The organism is Romboutsia faecis (assembly GCF_014323405.1).
Lineage (GTDB): Bacteria > Bacillota > Clostridia > Peptostreptococcales > Peptostreptococcaceae > Romboutsia_E > Romboutsia_E faecis.
Map to the genome: position 1 here is coordinate 159,254 of NZ_JACRWE010000005.1, position 17,210 is coordinate 176,463.

Here is a 17,210-nt window from a genome sequence, read left to right on the forward strand (position 1 = left end):
ATACTTACTTATAAATTATATTACTATTTTTAACTAATATTATAAAATTTATGTTATTGCCAAATATTCATTAATTAAAAACAAATACATAAAATATTATGGGGGTGATATTTTGAGTGATTTAAAAAAGACTTCCATAATATTTGCTATATTATTCGTAATTTCTTTTTTTATAGGGAGCTTTTTGTACATAGATAGAACCTTAAGACCAACTATAACGGTTTTAGCCGAAACAAAAGCTTTAGAACTTGCAAATAAATCTATAAATAAATCCGTAGCAGAGGTTGTAAAAGGTCAAATAAATTATAAAGATCTGATGAATGTACAATTAGATTCTGATGGTAAAATAACAATGATACAAGCAAATACTGTAATGATGAATGAAATGGCTTCTAATGTAGCATTAGAAATACAAGATGAGTTAAAAAAAGTTAAATCTACAACTTCTTACATTCCAATAGGAACAGCTTTAGGTAGCCCGATTTTAGCAAAATATGGACCTCAATTAAGAGTATCAATAGAGCCAATAGGAACTGTTTCGGTAGATTTTAAAACTAAATTTGAATCTTCAGGAATAAACCAAACAAGACATATTATATACATAGAAGCAAAGACTAAAGTAAGAGTAGTAATACCACTAACAACATCAACTCAAGAGGTAAATGCTCAAATACCAGTATGTGAAACAATAATAGTAGGTGATGTACCACAAAGCTATGTAAATATACCAGAAACAGGAGTTCAAAGTATAATACCTAACTTAGATAATACAACAAATAAATAAAATATTAATAAATAGCACAAGTAAATACTTATAAAAATGGATGTTTCAAAATTTTATTTGAAACATCCATTTAAAATTAAAAGAAAGCAAGTATATTAAACAAGTAATTTTATTAATTATTCATCATCCAACCTATAAAAACTCCATATCCTAATGTAGGGTCATTTTCTACAGCGTGAGAAACTGCACCTATTATTTTATCTCCTTGAACAATTGGAGTTCCACTCATACCTTGTACGATACCACCTGTTCTAATTAATAAATCTTTGTCTGTTATTCTAATTTTAAATGTTTTCGGACTTGGACTTTTTTGTCTTTCTATACTAATTATTTCTATATCATATTTTTCACATGTGTTTGACTGATTTTGTAAAATTATTTTAGCTTTACCCAAGTGAACCTCATCAAGAGAAGCTACTTTATATTTTTCTAATTTAGAAACATCAAAATTATTTATGTTTCCTTTTATACCAAAGTTAGTATTTTCAGTAAAATTACCAATACTATAGTTACGTCTAGCACTAATAGCTCCAACGTTGCCTTTATAAGATTTTTGAACTTTTATATCAGTAGTAGTTGATATTAATCCATTTTTTATAGGTATTTTTCTTGAATTTCCTACATTTATAGGATGACCAACAGCACCAAATTCATTATTTTCAGGATTAATATAAGTTAAAGTTGCAAATCCTGATATTAAATTATTAAAATTAATCTTCTCTAAAACTTCTTTTTTACAGCTTAAATTTACAATGTTTCCACTTCTATTTACTTCTAACTTTACATTGCAATCGTTTGGTAATGAATACAAAATAGAAGAAAACTCACCGTAATTAGTTATTGATTGACCTTCAACTTTTAATATGGCATCTCCTACTTGAAATGGAGAATTTTCAATTTCATTTCTAACAATAATAGTTTTTAATTCTGCATCTATTTGCAGTACATTACCAATCGGTATTAGATAATCAGCATCTCCTTGTTCAATATTATTTGCATAAATTAAGTTATTTGAGAAAAAATATAAACAAAATAATAAACATGAAAAAATTATAATTTTTGACTTAATCTTTAAATATAGCAAATGTTGTTTTTTTGAATAAAAATTTTTAGATGACATAAAACACCTTCTTTCTGAAGTACTATGATGTTTTTTTACGGTGCTTTAATATTATGGTGTACAGTTATTATTTTTTAATCCTTGGAAAAGAGATTCAATAAAACCGTAGTTTTCAAAAAAAAACAAAGCATAATTTAAAAGTATAGAAATATCAATATTTATTAAAAAAAAAGAAATAATAACACTACAGAAATTTCTAATAGAGTGTTTTTATTTCTTTTTTACTTTCTTTTTAATTATTTTTTTTATTCTAGTCCTATTTTTTTTATTATGTACATTTAGATTTTTATAATCACTAGTCATTGCAACATCTGGAACAGGTGCAACAAAAGTTTCATCTGGAGTATTATTAGAACAACTATTAACTGATGTTATTAAAGCTAATTCATCAGATAGGACCGCAAAAAAAGTAGATAAAATACTTAGGTCGGTGTTATCTAATTCTTCGCCTAATGCAATTGCTAGAGTTGAAGCTAAAACTATGTAATCTACATACCCAAAACAACATAATTTTGAGCTAGTGTTACCAGAATCATTTGAAGTATTAACCGATCCATTTGAGCTATTGCTAACATTATTTGTGTTATTTGAATTTGGATTAGAATTACTATTTTCATTGCGGTACCTTGAACGATTATTATAATTTGAAGGTATTTTTTTAGGCATAGACTTAGAATCACCTCCTAAAATAAAGCTATATAAATATATATGTACATAAATCATATATATATGTATTTAGAAGTTTCGTATATGTTATTTATAAGGTAATAAATATATGTTATTAAAAATAAAAAATATAACTAATGGGGATAATAAAATTTATATTATACAAATCTTTAAATAAAAAGTGGAAGGAGTAGAACAATGAAAAAATATAGGCTAATAATAATGATTATAATTGCCATGGGCATTATTCTTATTGGAACATCTGATCCTTTGACAAGCTTTTATAAAACAACAGGATTAATAAGTAATGGAATAAATGAGGGTAGAAACATAGAAGATAATAATACAAAAAGTGAAGGAAGCCAAAAAAATAAAAATGATAAACAAAATACACAAGGAGATAAAAAAGAAAAAAATACTACAGATGAAAATAGTAAAATTCTAATTTGTATAGACCCAGGACATCAAGCAAAAGGTGATCCTAACTTAGAACCTGTAGCACCAGGTTCACCATATAAAAAAGCAAGGGTATCTTCTGGGACATCGGGTGTAGCTACTAAAAAACCAGAATATGTATTAAATTTAGAAGCATCTATAGTTTTAAAACATATACTAGAAGGTAAAGGATATAGTGTAATTATGACTAGAGAAAGTCATGATGTAAACATAAGTAATAGTGAGAGAGCTACTTTTGCAAATAATAAAAATGCAAATATGGTAGTTAGAATTCATGCTGATAGTTTAGACAATTCTTCAAAAACAGGGGCATCAATTTTAGTACCAGAAGAAGGTGGGAAATATACAGCTTCAATTTATGAAGAAAGTAATAAGTGCGCAGAATTTATAAAAGGTAAAATGAATGAATCAGGAATACAATTAAATGGAATTTTCCAAAGAGGAGATTTAACAGGATTTAACTGGTCTAAGGTTCCAGTAGTTTTAGTGGAAATGGGATTTATGAGTAATTATAGCGAAGATCAGATGATGTCAAACCCGGATTACCAAAGAAAGTTGATGCAAAGTATTGCAGATGGAGTAGAAGAATATTTTAAAACAAAATGACATTAGGTGATATTAATGAGAGATGCTTTAGAGAATGTGTATGCAACTGCCTTATCAAATACCTTTAAAATTGTGGCTCCGATAAAAAGAAATATAATAAAAACAGATTGTGAAGTTCATATATTTATACAAGAAAATGCACTGAATATATTAAAAGTAAATGGATATCAATTAGAATATGAATTTTTCGAAATGTATATGCCTCAGATAAATAAAGGGTTGGTATGGGCAGATCAAGATTTTAAGTGCTATCACCATTTTTATAATCCAAAACTACAAAAAGGTAAATTTGGATATGATGATAATGCTTTAACGGTAGCGAAGAGTTATTATGATAGAAGTATTAAATACTTAAGTATAGGAAATTATGAAAGAGCAATGTTTTACTTTGGAGCAGCATGCCATATTGTACAGGATCTTACAATACCGCAACATGCAAAAGGAAAATTATTAGATAACCATAGACAGTTTGAAGTGTATGTAAAATCAAACTATAAAAAAATGAAAAGATTTAAAACTGAGGATAAACCTATATTATTAAATAGCATAGATAGCTATATAGAATATAATGCTAACCTTGGCTTAAATTTAGACTATATGTATAGGAATATAACGGACTTAACAACAAAGTTTTATTTAACTGCAATAAAAGCGATTACGGTATCTCAAAGGACTACAGCAGGTTGTATGTTAATGTTATACGATGAATTGCATTTTAGCTAAGTATATATTAATAATTTTGTATATAACAACTTTAGGAAAAGTTATATATTAGAAACAGTGAATATCATATATAGTTGGTGACATATAAAATTCCTGATACTTTCAGTTATATAGAAGCTAGCATCAGGAATTTTATATATATTAAATATTAAGTAATAGATTATATGAAAAGGTATTTTATAAAGCTTTAAGTGCAGCTATATTTAAAAGACTCCAAGGTTTATTAAAGTGTGGTTGAAAGAAGAAGTCTGTCATAGCTAACTCTTCTATAGTCATTTCATTTTGAATAACAACTGATAGTGTATTCATAAATTGAGTTAGATCTATTTTAGAAATAATTTGACCTCCAACTACTTTTCTAGTGTCTTTGTCATATACTAATTTTACTTTAGCTTCTTCAAATGAAGGCATAAATTCCGGTCTATAGTTATCTGTAGCAGTTACAGACTCAACATTTAAGTTAGTTGTGTTTTTTGCAACTTCTTCAGTAAGGCCTGTAGAAGCAATACATAAATCATAAATTTTTATTCCAGAAGTACCTTGGGTACCCATGTATTTTAAAGTGGGATGGACTAAATTCTTAGCAACTAAAGTACCCATTCTGACTGCATTTGTAGCTAATGGAATATATCTATTTTCTTTTGCTGGATTAAATCTTACAACGCAACAATCCCCTGCAGCAAAAACATCTTTTTCACTTGTTCTCATATACTCATCTATTATAATTGCTCCATTTGGCAAAGTATCTAATTTTCCTTTTACTAAATTAGTATTAGGCGCAAACCCAATACATAAAACAACTAAATCAGCTTTAAATTCACCTTTGTCTGTTATAACCTTAGATACCTTATTATCTCCCTCAAATTTTTGAACTTTTTGGCCTAAAACTAGATTAACGCCTCTTTTAGTGAATTCAGCTTCAGCCATATCTGTAAAATCTTTATCTAGGTATTTTGCCATTATTCTATCTTCTGCATCTATAAGAGTAACATTCTTACTTTTCATTTCAAAAGCTTCTGCAAGTTCAACGCCTATATAACCGGCACCTATTACTACAACATTTTTAGCATTTTTAGATTTTTCTATAATAGTTTTGGCATGATCATAATTTTTGCAAAGAACTATATTTTCTAAATTTCCACCTTCAAATTTAGGAACTATAGGCCAAGAACCTAGTGTCAGTACTAGTTTATCATAAGTATCTTCTAAAGTTTTTCCAGTTGTTAGATTTTTTACAGAAATCTTTTTATTATTAAAATCTATATCTAAAACTTCATGTTTCATATTAGTTATTACTCCCTGTGAAGCTAGATTTTCAGGTGAATTGTAGAATAGTTTTTCTGGGTTTGTAACTACATCCCCAATACTTAAAGCTATTCCACAAGATAGGAAAGATACATTATCGTTTTTTTCATAGATAGTTATTTGACTATCAGGATAAAGCTCTTTTAAATTTACAACAGCAGCAGTTCCAGCATGAGTACAACCTATAACAACAATTTTCATAAGAATTTACCTCCATTAAAATTTAATATTTATAGTAACGTATGAATGATTTTATTGACAAAAAATTAACATTATATTTATACCAATTTTGTTAATTTTAAAACAAATCTTATAAAGTTTTATTATTTTATTTTTCTTAATACTACAATTGTTTATTCATTAATTCCTAATAATAGAATACCTAAAGTTAAGAAATATTTTTAAATAATGATAAATTTTTCTATGGATATTTCATACTCTTGATTTAAGTAAAAAAAGAATATATTATAGTATAGGATGAATTTATGAAAAATAACAATTAATGAAGAGGTGGACAATGCTAGTAGTAGAGAACGTAAGTCATGGTTTCGGAGCTAGAACTATACTAGAGAATGTTTCTTTCAGATTAAAGAAAGGTGAACATATTGCTTTAGTTGGGGCAAATGGAGAAGGAAAATCAAGCTTTTTAAATATAATAACAAAGAAATTAATGCCTGATGCAGGTAATATAAAGTGGTCTTCAAGAGCAACAGTTGGATACTTAGACCAACATTCAGTACTTGCAAAAGGAAATTCTATAAGAGATATATTAAGAGATGCTTTTAAGCCTATGTTCGATTTAGAACAAGAAATGATAGGTATGTATGATAAAATGGGAGAAGCTGATGAAGATCAAATGACTAAGCTTCTAGAAGATACTGCAGAAATACAAACAATACTTGAAAATAGTGGTTTTTATATGATAGATGCTAAAATACAAGAAGTGGCTAATGGATTAGGTCTTGGAGATATAGGATTAGATAGAGATGTAACTGATCTTAGTGGAGGTCAAAGAACAAAAGTACTTTTAACTAAGTTATTACTTGAAAATCCTACAATATTAATATTAGATGAGCCTACTAACTACTTAGATGAAGAGCATATAGTATGGTTAACTAGATACTTACAAGAATACGAAAATAGTTTCATATTAGTATCTCATGATATACCATTTATAAATGATACATGTAATGTAATTTACCACTTAGAAAATGGTGAATTAAATAGATACAAAGGTAACTATGATGAATTCGTTAGATTAAATGAAATAAAGAAACGTCAAGAAGAAAGTGCATACGAAAGACAAGTTGAAGAAAGAAAGAAACTTGAAGATTTCGTTGCTAGAAATAAAGCAAGAGTTGCTACTCGTGGAATGGCAAACAGTAGACAAAAAATACTTGATAAGATGGAAATCTTAGAAAGACCAAAGGAGAAGATAAAGCCTACATTCCAATTTAGAGAAGCTAGAGCGGCTAGTAGGTATATATTCAAAACTAAAGACTTAGTATTAGGATATAATGAGCCATTAACTAAGCCTCTTAATTTTGAATTAGAAAGAAATAAAAAAGTTGCATTAAAAGGTATGAATGGTATAGGTAAGTCTACTTTATTAAAGACTTTACTTGGAATAATAAAGCCTTTTGATGGAGAAGTTGAATTAGGAGATTATTTAGAAGTAGGATACTTTGAGCAAGAAAGCTCTAAAGATAACTACAAAACTCCAATGGATGATGTTTGGGCAGAATTCCCAGGTCTTACAAACTTTGAAGTTAGACAAGCACTTTCTAAGTGTGGATTATCAAATGAGCATATAACAAGTCAAGTTAGAGTTTTAAGTGGAGGAGAAGCTGCTAAAGTTAGATTATGTAAGATAATGTTAAAAGACATAAACTTACTAGTACTAGATGAGCCTACAAACCACTTAGATGTTGAAGCTAAAGATGAATTAAAGAAAGCTATAAAAGAGTTTAAGGGTACAGTGGTACTAGTATCACATGAACCTAAATTCTATATGGATATAGTAGACGACGTTTGGAATATTGAGGATTTTACTACTAAGATAGTTTAGGATATTGTGAAGCTTCGGTATGTGAATGAAATAAAATTTATTTGTATGAAACTTTTTTTGTTTATTGACATATAATTATATTTTAAGTTAATATATTACAGATAGATGAGGGAGTAGTTGGCACGCTTTTTAGTGTGTAGTAAGGTCAACATACTGGTGGAATTATCCATCTGGCTTTATTTTGAATAATGAGACTTATCTGCAGATATGGGAATACTATGTCTGTAGATGGGTCTTTTTTTATATATAAGAAATTATAATTTAAATATTGAAGAAGGAGATATAGTAATGAGTTTATTGGAATTATTTATTTTAGCGGTAGGCTTATCAATGGATGCTTTTGCCGTAGCTGTGTGCAAGGGTTTATCTATGAGAGAAGTTAGTATTAAGAAAGCAGGGATTGTGGGTCTTTATTTTGGAGGATTTCAGGCTGGGATGCCTTTAATAGGATATTTTTTAGGATTACAATTTAAAGATTATATAATGAGTGTTGATCATTGGATAGCATTTATACTTTTAAGCTTTTTAGGTATTAAAATGATACAAGAAGCACTTAGTAAAGAAGACGATGAAGATGAAAAACAAGATGAAAATGAAATGTTAAGTTTTAAAAATATGAGTGTATTAGCTATTGCAACTAGTATAGATGCCCTAGCAGTAGGAATTACATTGGCATTTTTACAGGTTGATATAGTTCCGGCTGTATCTTTTATAGGAATAATTACATTTGTTTTATCAATTATTGGAGTTAAAATAGGTAATGTATTTGGTATAAAATATAAATCTAAAGCAGAGTTTGTAGGTGGAATAATACTTATATTTATGGGTGTGAAAATTTTACTAGAGCATTTAGGAATTATAGGGTAATATTCTTATATTAATGTAGTTGTCATATTGTAAATATATTATAAGAGCCATAAGTTGTGATAAATATGAAACTATCACTCTTATGGCTTTTATAATGTCATACTATTAAAACACCTTTATAGTTTAGAGTAGTATTCAACAACTAAAATATCATTTATTTCAATTGGAACTTCATTTCTTTCAGGTATTTTCGTTAAAGTACCTGAGAATGAATCTACATCTTTACTTAAGTATGCAAATTGGCTAAGGGCATTACTTAAGAAACTTTCTTTAAACAGTATATTGTTACGAGATTTTTCTCTAAGTGATATAACTTGTCCTACAGAAACTCCATAAGAAGGTATATCTACTTTTTTTCCATCTACTAATATGTGACCATGAACTACCATTTGACGAGCTTGTCTTATAGAACTAGCTAGTCCTAATCTGTAAACTAAGTTATCTAATCTACACTCTAACATTTGGATTAATGCTGTACCTGTAGATTCTTTAGATTTTGTCGCCTTTTTTACGTAATTAGAAAATTGTTTTTCTAAAACACCATAGTAAGCTTTTAATCTTTGCTTTTCAAGTAACTGAGTTCCATAAGGTGATAACTTTTTGTCAGCTCTTGAAGTTCCTTTTGTAGCTCTGTCCATTGCTTTTGGATGACCACATACGTTTAATCCTAATCTCCTACATTGTTTAAATCTAGGTCCCATCATTTTTGCCATAATTATCTTCTCCTTAAAAATTAAAATTGCCGCGATAATTTTTAAGCCAATATAATTATAACATATAAGAATATTTGATGCAAATGAAATTCATTATCAAAACAAAAAAAGACCACGCGTCCATTCGTGGTCTTTTAGAAGAAGTTAGTGTAATTTACACATATAATTAGTGTAAAGAAATTCATGGCTATATGAACAATGTAAATACGCTTTAAAATATTTTAGTATTAATAAATGTGTAATCGGATACGTTACAATAAATATGACAGAGAATATTTTATAAAAAGTATTAATTACTAAGTACTTAATAAAGCAGTATTAGATTGTATATTATTAATCCCAATCCCTTGGTAATAATTTTAAGCCTAAATATAATATAGCATATATAAAAATAAAATGCAAATGAAATTCATTATCAATTTTTTATAATATAAATAATCATAAAAAAGTAAAAATATGTATAAAAATGTACTACAATTAAATTAATATTAGTAAAAGGGGAATAAAATGAAAGAGATAATAGAAATATTAATTGGGATAGGATGTGTATTTTTAGTTGGATTTTTAATTTCTTCATATAGTAATATGGTTAGATTAAAAAATTTAAAGAAAAAAATAATTGAAGGTTATGCTCAACAAATAGATATTGACGAAGTTGATATAAAAATGAATAGAGTATCTAGTTATTATGAAAATAAGTGTAATGCTAAGATTATAGATAACTCAAATATTGTAGATGACATAACTTGGAATGATCTTAATATGGACGAAGTATTTAAAAAAATTAATAATACTCAAAGTACAGTTGGACAAGAAAAACTATATGATATGTTAAGACGTAGTTTATATGATGATAATTTGAAAAATAGAGATAGGATAATATCTTATTTTAAAGAAAATGAAAGTGATAGATTTAACTTACAGTATATTTTAGGGAAATTAGGATATAGCAAAGAAGCCTATACATCTAACTGCTTATTTAATGAAGATTTTAATGGAAAAAATAAATTATTAAAATATAAAATATTATCAAAATTACCCATTATAAATTTGATATTAGTATTTTTTAACAAATTTTTTGTATTACCTATGATAGGATTTGCTTGTCTGAACATATACATAAGTTTAAATGAAAGAAGAAAAAATTATAGCACAGAAGGATTTACATATCTAATAAAAGTTATAAATATTGCGAGGAAAATAAAATCACTAAATATAAATGTAATAAACGAGAATTTAGATGATATAAGTGAGGATTTAAAGAGAGTTAAAAAAATAAGACGAAAAAGTATAGGTAGTGATCCAAATTCACTAATATCGGAGATAAATATTTTAAGTGAATATACAAATATGCTTTTCTTATCAGAATTAATTACATATGAAAAAATTAAGAAAACTATTATAGAAAATAAAGATTATTTAATTAATATATATGAATTTGTAGGCAGTATAGATGCCTTAATTGCTGTAGCATCTTTTAGAGATAGTTTAGATTATTTTACTAAGCCAGTTTTGAATGAAAGTATAAATAAAGGTGAGAAACATTTAATGTTTAAAGAGATGTATCATCCTTTAATTAAGAATCCAGTAGCTAATTCTGGGAGTTTTGATAAGAGTGCTTTAATAACAGGGTCTAATGCTTCGGGTAAGTCGACTTTTATAAAAACTATTGCTATAAATGCTATTCTAGCACAAAGTATATATACTTGTTGTGCTAAAGAATATTTATCATCTTACTTTAAGATATATACATCAATGGCTTTAAAAGATAGTGTATTAAGTAATGAAAGTTATTATATAGTAGAAATCAAATCATTAAAACGGATTTTAGATAATGTAGACGATAGAATTCCATCTTTATGTTTTGTAGATGAAATACTACGAGGAACAAATACTGTTGAACGTATAGCATCATCTAGCGAGGTTTTAAAAACTCTTAGTGAAGATAATTGTATCTGCTTTGCAGCTACACATGATATAGAATTAACCTACTTACTAGAAAATAGATTTAATAATTATCACTTTGAGGAAAATATTACAGATAATGATATTAGGTTTGATTACAAACTTTATAAAGGTAGGGCTGAGAGTAGAAATGCTATAAAGTTACTAAGCTTTATGGGGTATAGTGACAATATAGTGAAAAGAGCACAAGAAAGGGCAGAAAAATTCGTTTGTACAGGAAAATGGCAATAAAGGTAGGGAAAAAGATGAAAAAAACAATGAATTTAATTTTTTGTATTTTTTTTAGTTTATTAATAATAGGTTCAAGTACAATGATAACCGTTGGATTTAAGCAATTATACTATTTTGATATAAACTACTTAAATATATCAGAACAAAATAATTTAACAAAAGAAGAGATAAAGATTAATTACGATTATATGATAGACTATAACTTAAATAAGATTTCAGGAGAATTTGATCTACCAACGATAAAATCATCTCCAGAAGGAAAAGTACATTTTGAAGAAGTAAAAGAGATTATACAAAATGTAATCAAGCTACTGATAGTATCTTTAATAATAACTATAATAGGAATAATTGCTAATTTGAAAAATAATAATATAGAATTCTTAAATATAACATCAAAATTAGTAATAATACTACCAATTTTAGTATCAATACCAATGTTAATAAATTTTGATAAGACATTTGTTGCATTTCATGAGTTAATGTTTGATAATGACTACTGGATCTTTGATCCTTCAAAAGATCCAGTAATAAATATACTTCCTCAAGAATTCTTTTTTCATGCAGGATTATTTATAGTAATGTTAATATTACTAAGTAGTGTTATTTTACATATTATATACAAGCGTTACAATAATAAAAGATAAGTATACATACTTAATAAGAACATACTATGTTAATAAATTGAATATAATAAATCAATATAAAAATAAATTAATAATTGATTAAAAAACTTTTAAAATAATATAGATTTCTAATAATAAATATAATTTGAAAAAGATTTAATTAATCTTTTTTTGAAGCAATCTTCATAATGTCTTTATATCTGCTCATAATATAATCAAAATTTCTAGGATTATGAGGAAGAAGGCATTTACTACAATCTTTAAATCCATTTTCATTATATTTAAAGTTACCACCGCAATCTTCTCCTAAAGCATATAAAGGGCAGTAACAAAATAGGCAGTTAAACTCTTCAGGTTTATTCGTTTTATGACATGGAAAATACTCACATTTTTTATGATTAAAGAATTTATAATTTTCACTCATAGTATACCTCCAGGTTTTAAATGTCTATAATATAAGATACATAATTTATTGAAATTATCCGCAATATAATTATACTAAAGTTTTATAATAATATAGTAAAAATTTACATCAATGGTATAATAATAAGGAATTTAATTCACAATCACAGATTAAAGAGGTGTTCAGATGCAAGAAAAAAAAGAAAGAGCTTTACTTGTTGGACTTAATATAACGTCCACATCAAGAAGAATAGATGATATAGATATAAACGAATCAATGGAAGAATTAAAAGAGTTAACAAAGGCTGCAGGAGCAGAAGTTGTAGGAAGTATAACTCAAAATAGGCAATCAAGAGATGCAGCATATTATATAGGTAAAGGTAAGGTTGAGGAGCTTAAAGCTTATTGTGAATCATTAGATGCCTCTATGGTAATTTTTAATGATGAATTATCGGGAGCACATATAAGAAATATAGAGGAAATAGTAGGGATTAAAGTTATAGATAGAACTACTTTAATACTAGATATATTTGCACAAAGAGCCTTAAGTAAAGAAGGGAAACTTCAAGTTGAGCTTGCTCAGTTAAAATATAGATTACCTAGACTTTATGGTATGGGTGGAGAAATGAGTAGAACTGGTGCTGGTATAGGAACAAGAGGACCAGGAGAGCAAAAACTGGAAGTAGATAAAAGACATATTTTAAACAAAGCAGCAGATATAAGAAGAGAACTTAGAGAGGTTAAAAAGAACAGAGAAACTCAAAGAGTACAACGTTTAAAATCAAATATACCAATAGTTGCACTTGTTGGGTACACAAATGCAGGAAAATCTACGTTACTGAACGAATTAATAAAGACACATAAAGATTATGATGTAGAGAAAGAAGTTATGGCAAAAGATATGCTATTTGCAACTTTAGATGTAACTTTAAGAAAAGCATTACTACCAAATAAAAAAGAGTTTTTAGTTGTAGATACTGTTGGATTTGTCAGTAAACTTCCCCATGATTTAGTAGAAGCTTTCAAAGCTACCTTAGAAGAAGTTCAATATGCAGACTTAATTTTACATGTAATTGATGCTACTAATAGTAGTTATGAGTTACAAAAGAAAACTACTGAATCTGTACTTAAGGAATTAGGGGCTGATGATAAGCATACAATACTTGTTTATAATAAAATTGATAGATTAGAATTAGATATTTATCCTAAGAATACAGATGATGTAATTTATATATCTGCTAAAAAAGGAATAAATATGGAAAAATTATTGTATATGATAGAAGATGCATTAATGAAGAATACTTACTCTGTAACTCTTCTATTACCTTATGATAAAGGACATATTTTCAGTAAAATTAAAGACAAATATAATGTAGAAAACTTTGAATATGGGGAAATTGGAATAACACTTGATGTAAATTTAGAAGAAGAAGATTATAATATATATAAAGAGTATATATTAGAGAAGTAGGTAATAATATGAATATAAGTTGGGATAATATAGACCAATTGGAAGATTATTTCATAACCTATCTTCTTTATAAAGAATCCAAAACAGTATCTCAAATTAGTAAGATTAGAAATATTTCAACAACAGAGGTAAATGACCATCTAATAAGAGCAAAATTAGAAATAAAAGCAATGCTTAAAGATGAATTAGAATCATCTAAAGATATTTTAGATAAATTTCTAGAATTAAATAAAGAAAAAAGAATTGCTTTTATGGAAAGTTTACATGAAGAAAGGATGGTTGACTTTAAGAGAAGACTTTATAAGAGAATACTAATTGAAAGAAATGCTGAAGATTTAATGATTCTTATTTGGGCAACAGGTGAGCTTAAGGATGATAGATTTTTAAAATTATTACATCCATTAACAAGCCATAGACATTCTGATGTAAGAAGGATAACATATTCAGCACTTCGAAAAATTGAATCACCAAAAAGTAGAGAAGTTTTACAAAGAGGTTTATACGACACCAACGCACAGACTAGGCAATACTGTGCAAAGGCACTTTCAAAAATAGGAAATGAAACAAGTTTAAAGATGCTAAGACAATTAAAGAATAAAAAGCAATTTGAAAAAGACTATGTGTTGAGAGCTTATGATGAAGCTATTGATACGTTAGAAAAAGGTGATTAGCACAAAGTTATGTATCCATTAAAGTGTATCGATAGATGAGAACCAAAAAATAGTTAAAATAACTAGGAGGGTTTAATATGATAGTAAGACGCTGTGCTGGTGGAGTTGTATTTTATGCTAATAAGGTACTTTTATTAAAAAATGATAGAGATGAATGGACATTACCAAAAGGAAAAATTCATGATGGTGAATTAGCTCAAGAGAGCGCAATCCACAGAGTAAAAGAAGAAACAGGAATAAACGCTACTACATTACAGGTTGCAGGAGATACTATGTATGAATTCTTCTCAAGAAGCAGACAACAGCAAGTTTGCAATGCCATATCTTGGTATGTTATGGAGGCTCAAAATACAGAATACATAATAAAGGGTGATTTCAAAGATGGGGGATTCTATAAAGTAAAAGAAGCTCTTGAATTGTTAACTCATAATAAGGAAAAGTCATTAGTTGAAATATCATATAAAAAGTATAAAGAAATTAAGAAAAATAGTTGTGATGGAAGTAATGTTGCCGTAAACTATAAATAAATGTAACTTAAAAAAAGAAAGGGTTAATGCCCTTTCTTTTTTAAGCAATAGATGAGCATAGGCTAAGTGAAATTAAAGCAAAAGATATAGGAGGAATTAATGAGTAGTTATAAGACTTTACATGATTTTGGTAGTGACGAAATTATAATAGAAAAATCAACTTTTATTGGTTATGCTAAACCTATAAAAACTGAAGAAGAAGCTGTTGAATTCGTAAATGAAATAAAGAAAAAACATAAGGATGCAACTCATAATGTATGGGCTTATACCGTTGGTCCAACTATGAATATTCAAAGATATAGTGATGATGGAGAACCGCAAGGTACTGCTGGAATACCGACTTTAGAGGTTATAAAAAAAGAAGATTTAAGAGATGTAGTAGTTGTTGTTACTAGATATTTTGGCGGAATAAAATTAGGTGCTGGCGGATTAGTTAGAGCATATACAAAGGGTGCTAAAGTAGGACTTGAAGCTGCTAAGATAATTGAAAAGGTAATGTATAAGGAAGTAAAGATAAAGATAGATTATAATCAACTAGGTAAAGTTCAAAATGAAATTATGAATTTAGGATATTTTATAAAAGATACTATATATGAAGATAACGTTGAGATAATAGTTTATAGTAAGCTTGAAGAGGTTGAAGCTTTAACTTCTAGAATGATAGATATAACTAGCGCTACAGTAGGAATAGTATTGGGAGATGAGTTTTATTTATCGGAACAAAATGGAGAGATTATTTTATAATATTGATGAATATAAATAAGCAGTGCTCTTTATTAAAAGAGACTGCTTATTTTTTTAGTTAACTGTGAGTTAATAAAAGTAAACTAATGCTTAACTAAGGTTCCATTGTGACTATATTTAAATGAATATATAATCAATATATAAGGTCTTATAAAATAAAATGAAGTTAAATAGGAGGCAATTATGGAATTACCTATTGGTAAAGTTATATATAAATTAAGAAAAGAAAAAGGAATAACACAAGAGAGTTTAGCTAATGCGGTAGGTGTATCTGTAGCAGCAGTATCAAAATGGGAGAGTAAAAACTCATATCCGGATATTACTATATTACCTTCAATAGCTAGGTTTTTTAATACTAGTATAGATAATCTTTTAAATTATGAGATTGAAATCTCTAATGAAGAAGTTATGAAAATAAATTTAGAATGTGCAAGATTGTTTGAAACAGATAGCGTAGAAAATGCTATGAAGACTTGTGAAGAGTATATAAGACAATATCCAAATAATTTATTCTTGAAATTTAGAATAGGATCTCTTTATATGATGTCTTTAGCTAGTGCATCTAGTGAAAAGGAGGCACAGATAATACTTAATAAAGCTATAGAATTATTGGAACAGTCAATGAATAGTAAAGAGCAGGAAATAATGGAAACATCGAAATATACATTAAGCTCTTTATATACTATGAATGAAGAGTATGACAAGGCAGAAGAAATCTTACTAAGCTTGCCAAAAGTTACAGCTGATAGAGATGACATGTTAGTTGGATTATATATTAATCAAGGAAAGTATGATGAGGCAAAAAAAATCTTAAGAAACTTAACGTATAAGAGAATAAGTAATATAAAAATGTCTTTGGATAGTTATGTAAGCTTATCTATGAAGGATAATAATATTTCAAATGCTAAGGAAATATTAAACATTCAAAGTGAGTTATTAAGAATTTTTAATTTAGAAGATATATATGCAATTGGTACAAGTCTAATGTCTTCAGAAGTATACTCAAAAGAAAAAAATATAGAAAAAACGTTAGAACATATAGAAAAAATAATAGATAGCGTAAATCATAATCACAACCTTGAGGGACATTTATTATTTGATGGAATTGAATTATTTGAAGGAGTACATTCAAAGTCATATGTTGTAGCTAATTTAAAGAGAGTAATTAGTGAAGATAGATATGACTTTATAAAGAATGATAAGAGATATAAAGATATAATTCTTAAATTAGAAAGTATGATTTAGGATAAGTAAAGGTATACATGATA

General features: G+C 27.3%; 17 protein-coding genes. 12 read left to right on the plus strand and 5 right to left on the minus strand.

Annotated elements, in window-relative coordinates:
• Nucleotides 1-112: 112 nt before the first annotated feature.
• Nucleotides 113-784 (plus strand): sporulation protein YunB, encoded by a 672-nt coding sequence (gene yunB / locus H8923_RS12215; RefSeq protein ID WP_153971856.1) that lies wholly within the window; start codon nt 113-115, stop codon nt 782-784.
• Nucleotides 785-896: 112 nt separating this feature from the next.
• On the opposite strand, the gene H8923_RS12220 is transcribed toward yunB, so the two are convergent.
• Both H8923_RS12220 and H8923_RS12225 read right to left on the minus strand, forming a co-directional pair.
• Nucleotides 897-1,904: a SpoIVB peptidase S55 domain-containing protein gene (locus H8923_RS12220; RefSeq protein WP_153971855.1), complete on the minus strand. Its 1,008-nt coding sequence runs from the start codon at nt 1,902-1,904 to the stop codon at nt 897-899.
• A 210-nt stretch (nt 1,905-2,114) separates the two neighbouring features.
• The gene (locus H8923_RS12225) at nt 2,115-2,570 is read right to left on the minus strand and encodes a hypothetical protein (protein ID WP_153971854.1); all 456 of its coding nucleotides are present in this window, start codon (nt 2,568-2,570) and stop codon (nt 2,115-2,117) included.
• A gap of 198 nt (nt 2,571-2,768) precedes the next feature.
• On the opposite strand from H8923_RS12225, the gene H8923_RS12230 reads away from it, so the two are divergent.
• Together H8923_RS12230 and H8923_RS12235 are read left to right on the plus strand one after the other, a co-directional pair.
• Nucleotides 2,769-3,632 carry an N-acetylmuramoyl-L-alanine amidase family protein gene (locus H8923_RS12230; RefSeq protein ID WP_153971853.1) on the plus strand — a complete coding sequence of 288 codons (864 nt, stop codon included), beginning with the start codon at nt 2,769-2,771 and terminating at the stop codon, nt 3,630-3,632.
• A 15-nt stretch (nt 3,633-3,647) separates the two neighbouring features.
• Entirely contained in the window at nt 3,648-4,355 is a 708-nt protein-coding gene (locus H8923_RS12235; protein ID WP_172976727.1) for a zinc dependent phospholipase C family protein, read from the plus strand.
• 177 nt (nt 4,356-4,532) lie between these two features.
• On the opposite strand, the gene H8923_RS12240 is transcribed toward H8923_RS12235, so the two are convergent.
• Entirely contained in the window at nt 4,533-5,861 is a 1,329-nt protein-coding gene (locus tag H8923_RS12240) for an FAD-dependent oxidoreductase (protein WP_153971851.1), read from the minus strand.
• A 316-nt stretch (nt 5,862-6,177) separates the two neighbouring features.
• Here H8923_RS12240 and H8923_RS12245 point away from each other — a divergent pair, with 316 nt between their 5' ends.
• Both H8923_RS12245 and H8923_RS12250 read left to right on the plus strand, forming a co-directional pair.
• Nucleotides 6,178-7,728: an ABC-F family ATP-binding cassette domain-containing protein gene (locus H8923_RS12245; protein ID WP_153971850.1), complete on the plus strand. Its 1,551-nt coding sequence runs from the start codon at nt 6,178-6,180 to the stop codon at nt 7,726-7,728.
• A gap of 288 nt (nt 7,729-8,016) precedes the next feature.
• Nucleotides 8,017-8,595, plus strand: coding sequence for a manganese efflux pump MntP (locus H8923_RS12250; RefSeq protein WP_153971849.1), 579 nt, complete (start codon nt 8,017-8,019; stop codon nt 8,593-8,595).
• A 116-nt stretch (nt 8,596-8,711) separates the two neighbouring features.
• On the opposite strand, the gene rpsD is transcribed toward H8923_RS12250, so the two are convergent.
• Nucleotides 8,712-9,308: a 30S ribosomal protein S4 gene (rpsD, locus tag H8923_RS12255; RefSeq protein WP_147539876.1), complete on the minus strand. Its 597-nt coding sequence runs from the start codon at nt 9,306-9,308 to the stop codon at nt 8,712-8,714.
• A 507-nt stretch (nt 9,309-9,815) separates the two neighbouring features.
• On the opposite strand from rpsD, the gene H8923_RS12260 reads away from it, so the two are divergent.
• Nucleotides 9,816-11,504, plus strand: coding sequence for a MutS-related protein (locus H8923_RS12260; protein ID WP_153971848.1), 1,689 nt, complete (start codon nt 9,816-9,818; stop codon nt 11,502-11,504).
• Nucleotides 11,505-11,518: 14 nt separating this feature from the next.
• Entirely contained in the window at nt 11,519-12,148 is a 630-nt protein-coding gene (locus H8923_RS12265; protein ID WP_147539874.1) for a TIGR01906 family membrane protein, read from the plus strand.
• Between the two features lie 139 nt (nt 12,149-12,287).
• On the opposite strand, the gene H8923_RS12270 is transcribed toward H8923_RS12265, so the two are convergent.
• The gene (locus tag H8923_RS12270) at nt 12,288-12,551 is read right to left on the minus strand and encodes a cysteine-rich small domain-containing protein (RefSeq protein WP_147539873.1); all 264 of its coding nucleotides are present in this window, start codon (nt 12,549-12,551) and stop codon (nt 12,288-12,290) included.
• Between the two features lie 165 nt (nt 12,552-12,716).
• Here H8923_RS12270 and hflX point away from each other — a divergent pair, with 165 nt between their 5' ends.
• The 5 genes from hflX to H8923_RS12295 all read left to right on the plus strand — a co-directional run bounded on the left by hflX (nt 12,717) and on the right by H8923_RS12295 (nt 17,187).
• The gene (hflX, locus tag H8923_RS12275; protein ID WP_153971847.1) at nt 12,717-14,000 is read left to right on the plus strand and encodes a GTPase HflX; all 1,284 of its coding nucleotides are present in this window, start codon (nt 12,717-12,719) and stop codon (nt 13,998-14,000) included.
• Nucleotides 14,001-14,008: 8 nt separating this feature from the next.
• Nucleotides 14,009-14,671 carry a HEAT repeat domain-containing protein gene (locus H8923_RS12280; RefSeq protein WP_147539871.1) on the plus strand — a complete coding sequence of 221 codons (663 nt, stop codon included), beginning with the start codon at nt 14,009-14,011 and terminating at the stop codon, nt 14,669-14,671.
• A gap of 77 nt (nt 14,672-14,748) precedes the next feature.
• Nucleotides 14,749-15,198 carry an NUDIX hydrolase gene (locus H8923_RS12285; RefSeq protein WP_147539870.1) on the plus strand — a complete coding sequence of 150 codons (450 nt, stop codon included), beginning with the start codon at nt 14,749-14,751 and terminating at the stop codon, nt 15,196-15,198.
• Between the two features lie 99 nt (nt 15,199-15,297).
• Complete coding sequence (locus tag H8923_RS12290; protein ID WP_153971846.1) at nt 15,298-15,942, plus strand: YigZ family protein; 645 nt, start codon at nt 15,298-15,300, stop codon at nt 15,940-15,942.
• Between the two features lie 183 nt (nt 15,943-16,125).
• Nucleotides 16,126-17,187, plus strand: a complete 1,062-nt coding sequence (locus tag H8923_RS12295) for a helix-turn-helix domain-containing protein (protein ID WP_153971845.1) — start codon at nt 16,126-16,128, stop codon at nt 17,185-17,187.
• Nucleotides 17,188-17,210: the final 23 nt, after the last annotated feature.

Coding starts and splice junctions, on each gene's coding strand:
- H8923_RS12220 (WP_153971855.1), bottom strand. CDS start 1,904: ATGTCATCTAAAAATTTTTATTCAAAAAAACAACATTTGCTATATTTA.
- H8923_RS12225 (WP_153971854.1), bottom strand. CDS start 2,570: ATGCCTAAAAAAATACCTTCAAATTATAATAATCGTTCAAGGTACCGC.
- H8923_RS12230 (WP_153971853.1), top strand. CDS start 2,769: ATGAAAAAATATAGGCTAATAATAATGATTATAATTGCCATGGGCATT.
- H8923_RS12235 (WP_172976727.1), top strand. CDS start 3,648: ATGAGAGATGCTTTAGAGAATGTGTATGCAACTGCCTTATCAAATACC.
- H8923_RS12240 (WP_153971851.1), bottom strand. CDS start 5,861: ATGAAAATTGTTGTTATAGGTTGTACTCATGCTGGAACTGCTGCTGTT.
- H8923_RS12245 (WP_153971850.1), top strand. CDS start 6,178: ATGCTAGTAGTAGAGAACGTAAGTCATGGTTTCGGAGCTAGAACTATA.
- H8923_RS12250 (WP_153971849.1), top strand. CDS start 8,017: ATGAGTTTATTGGAATTATTTATTTTAGCGGTAGGCTTATCAATGGAT.
- rpsD (WP_147539876.1), bottom strand. CDS start 9,308: ATGGCAAAAATGATGGGACCTAGATTTAAACAATGTAGGAGATTAGGA.
- H8923_RS12260 (WP_153971848.1), top strand. CDS start 9,816: ATGAAAGAGATAATAGAAATATTAATTGGGATAGGATGTGTATTTTTA.
- H8923_RS12265 (WP_147539874.1), top strand. CDS start 11,519: ATGAAAAAAACAATGAATTTAATTTTTTGTATTTTTTTTAGTTTATTA.
- H8923_RS12270 (WP_147539873.1), bottom strand. CDS start 12,551: ATGAGTGAAAATTATAAATTCTTTAATCATAAAAAATGTGAGTATTTT.
- hflX (WP_153971847.1), top strand. CDS start 12,717: ATGCAAGAAAAAAAAGAAAGAGCTTTACTTGTTGGACTTAATATAACG.
- H8923_RS12280 (WP_147539871.1), top strand. CDS start 14,009: ATGAATATAAGTTGGGATAATATAGACCAATTGGAAGATTATTTCATA.
- H8923_RS12285 (WP_147539870.1), top strand. CDS start 14,749: ATGATAGTAAGACGCTGTGCTGGTGGAGTTGTATTTTATGCTAATAAG.
- H8923_RS12290 (WP_153971846.1), top strand. CDS start 15,298: ATGAGTAGTTATAAGACTTTACATGATTTTGGTAGTGACGAAATTATA.
- H8923_RS12295 (WP_153971845.1), top strand. CDS start 16,126: ATGGAATTACCTATTGGTAAAGTTATATATAAATTAAGAAAAGAAAAA.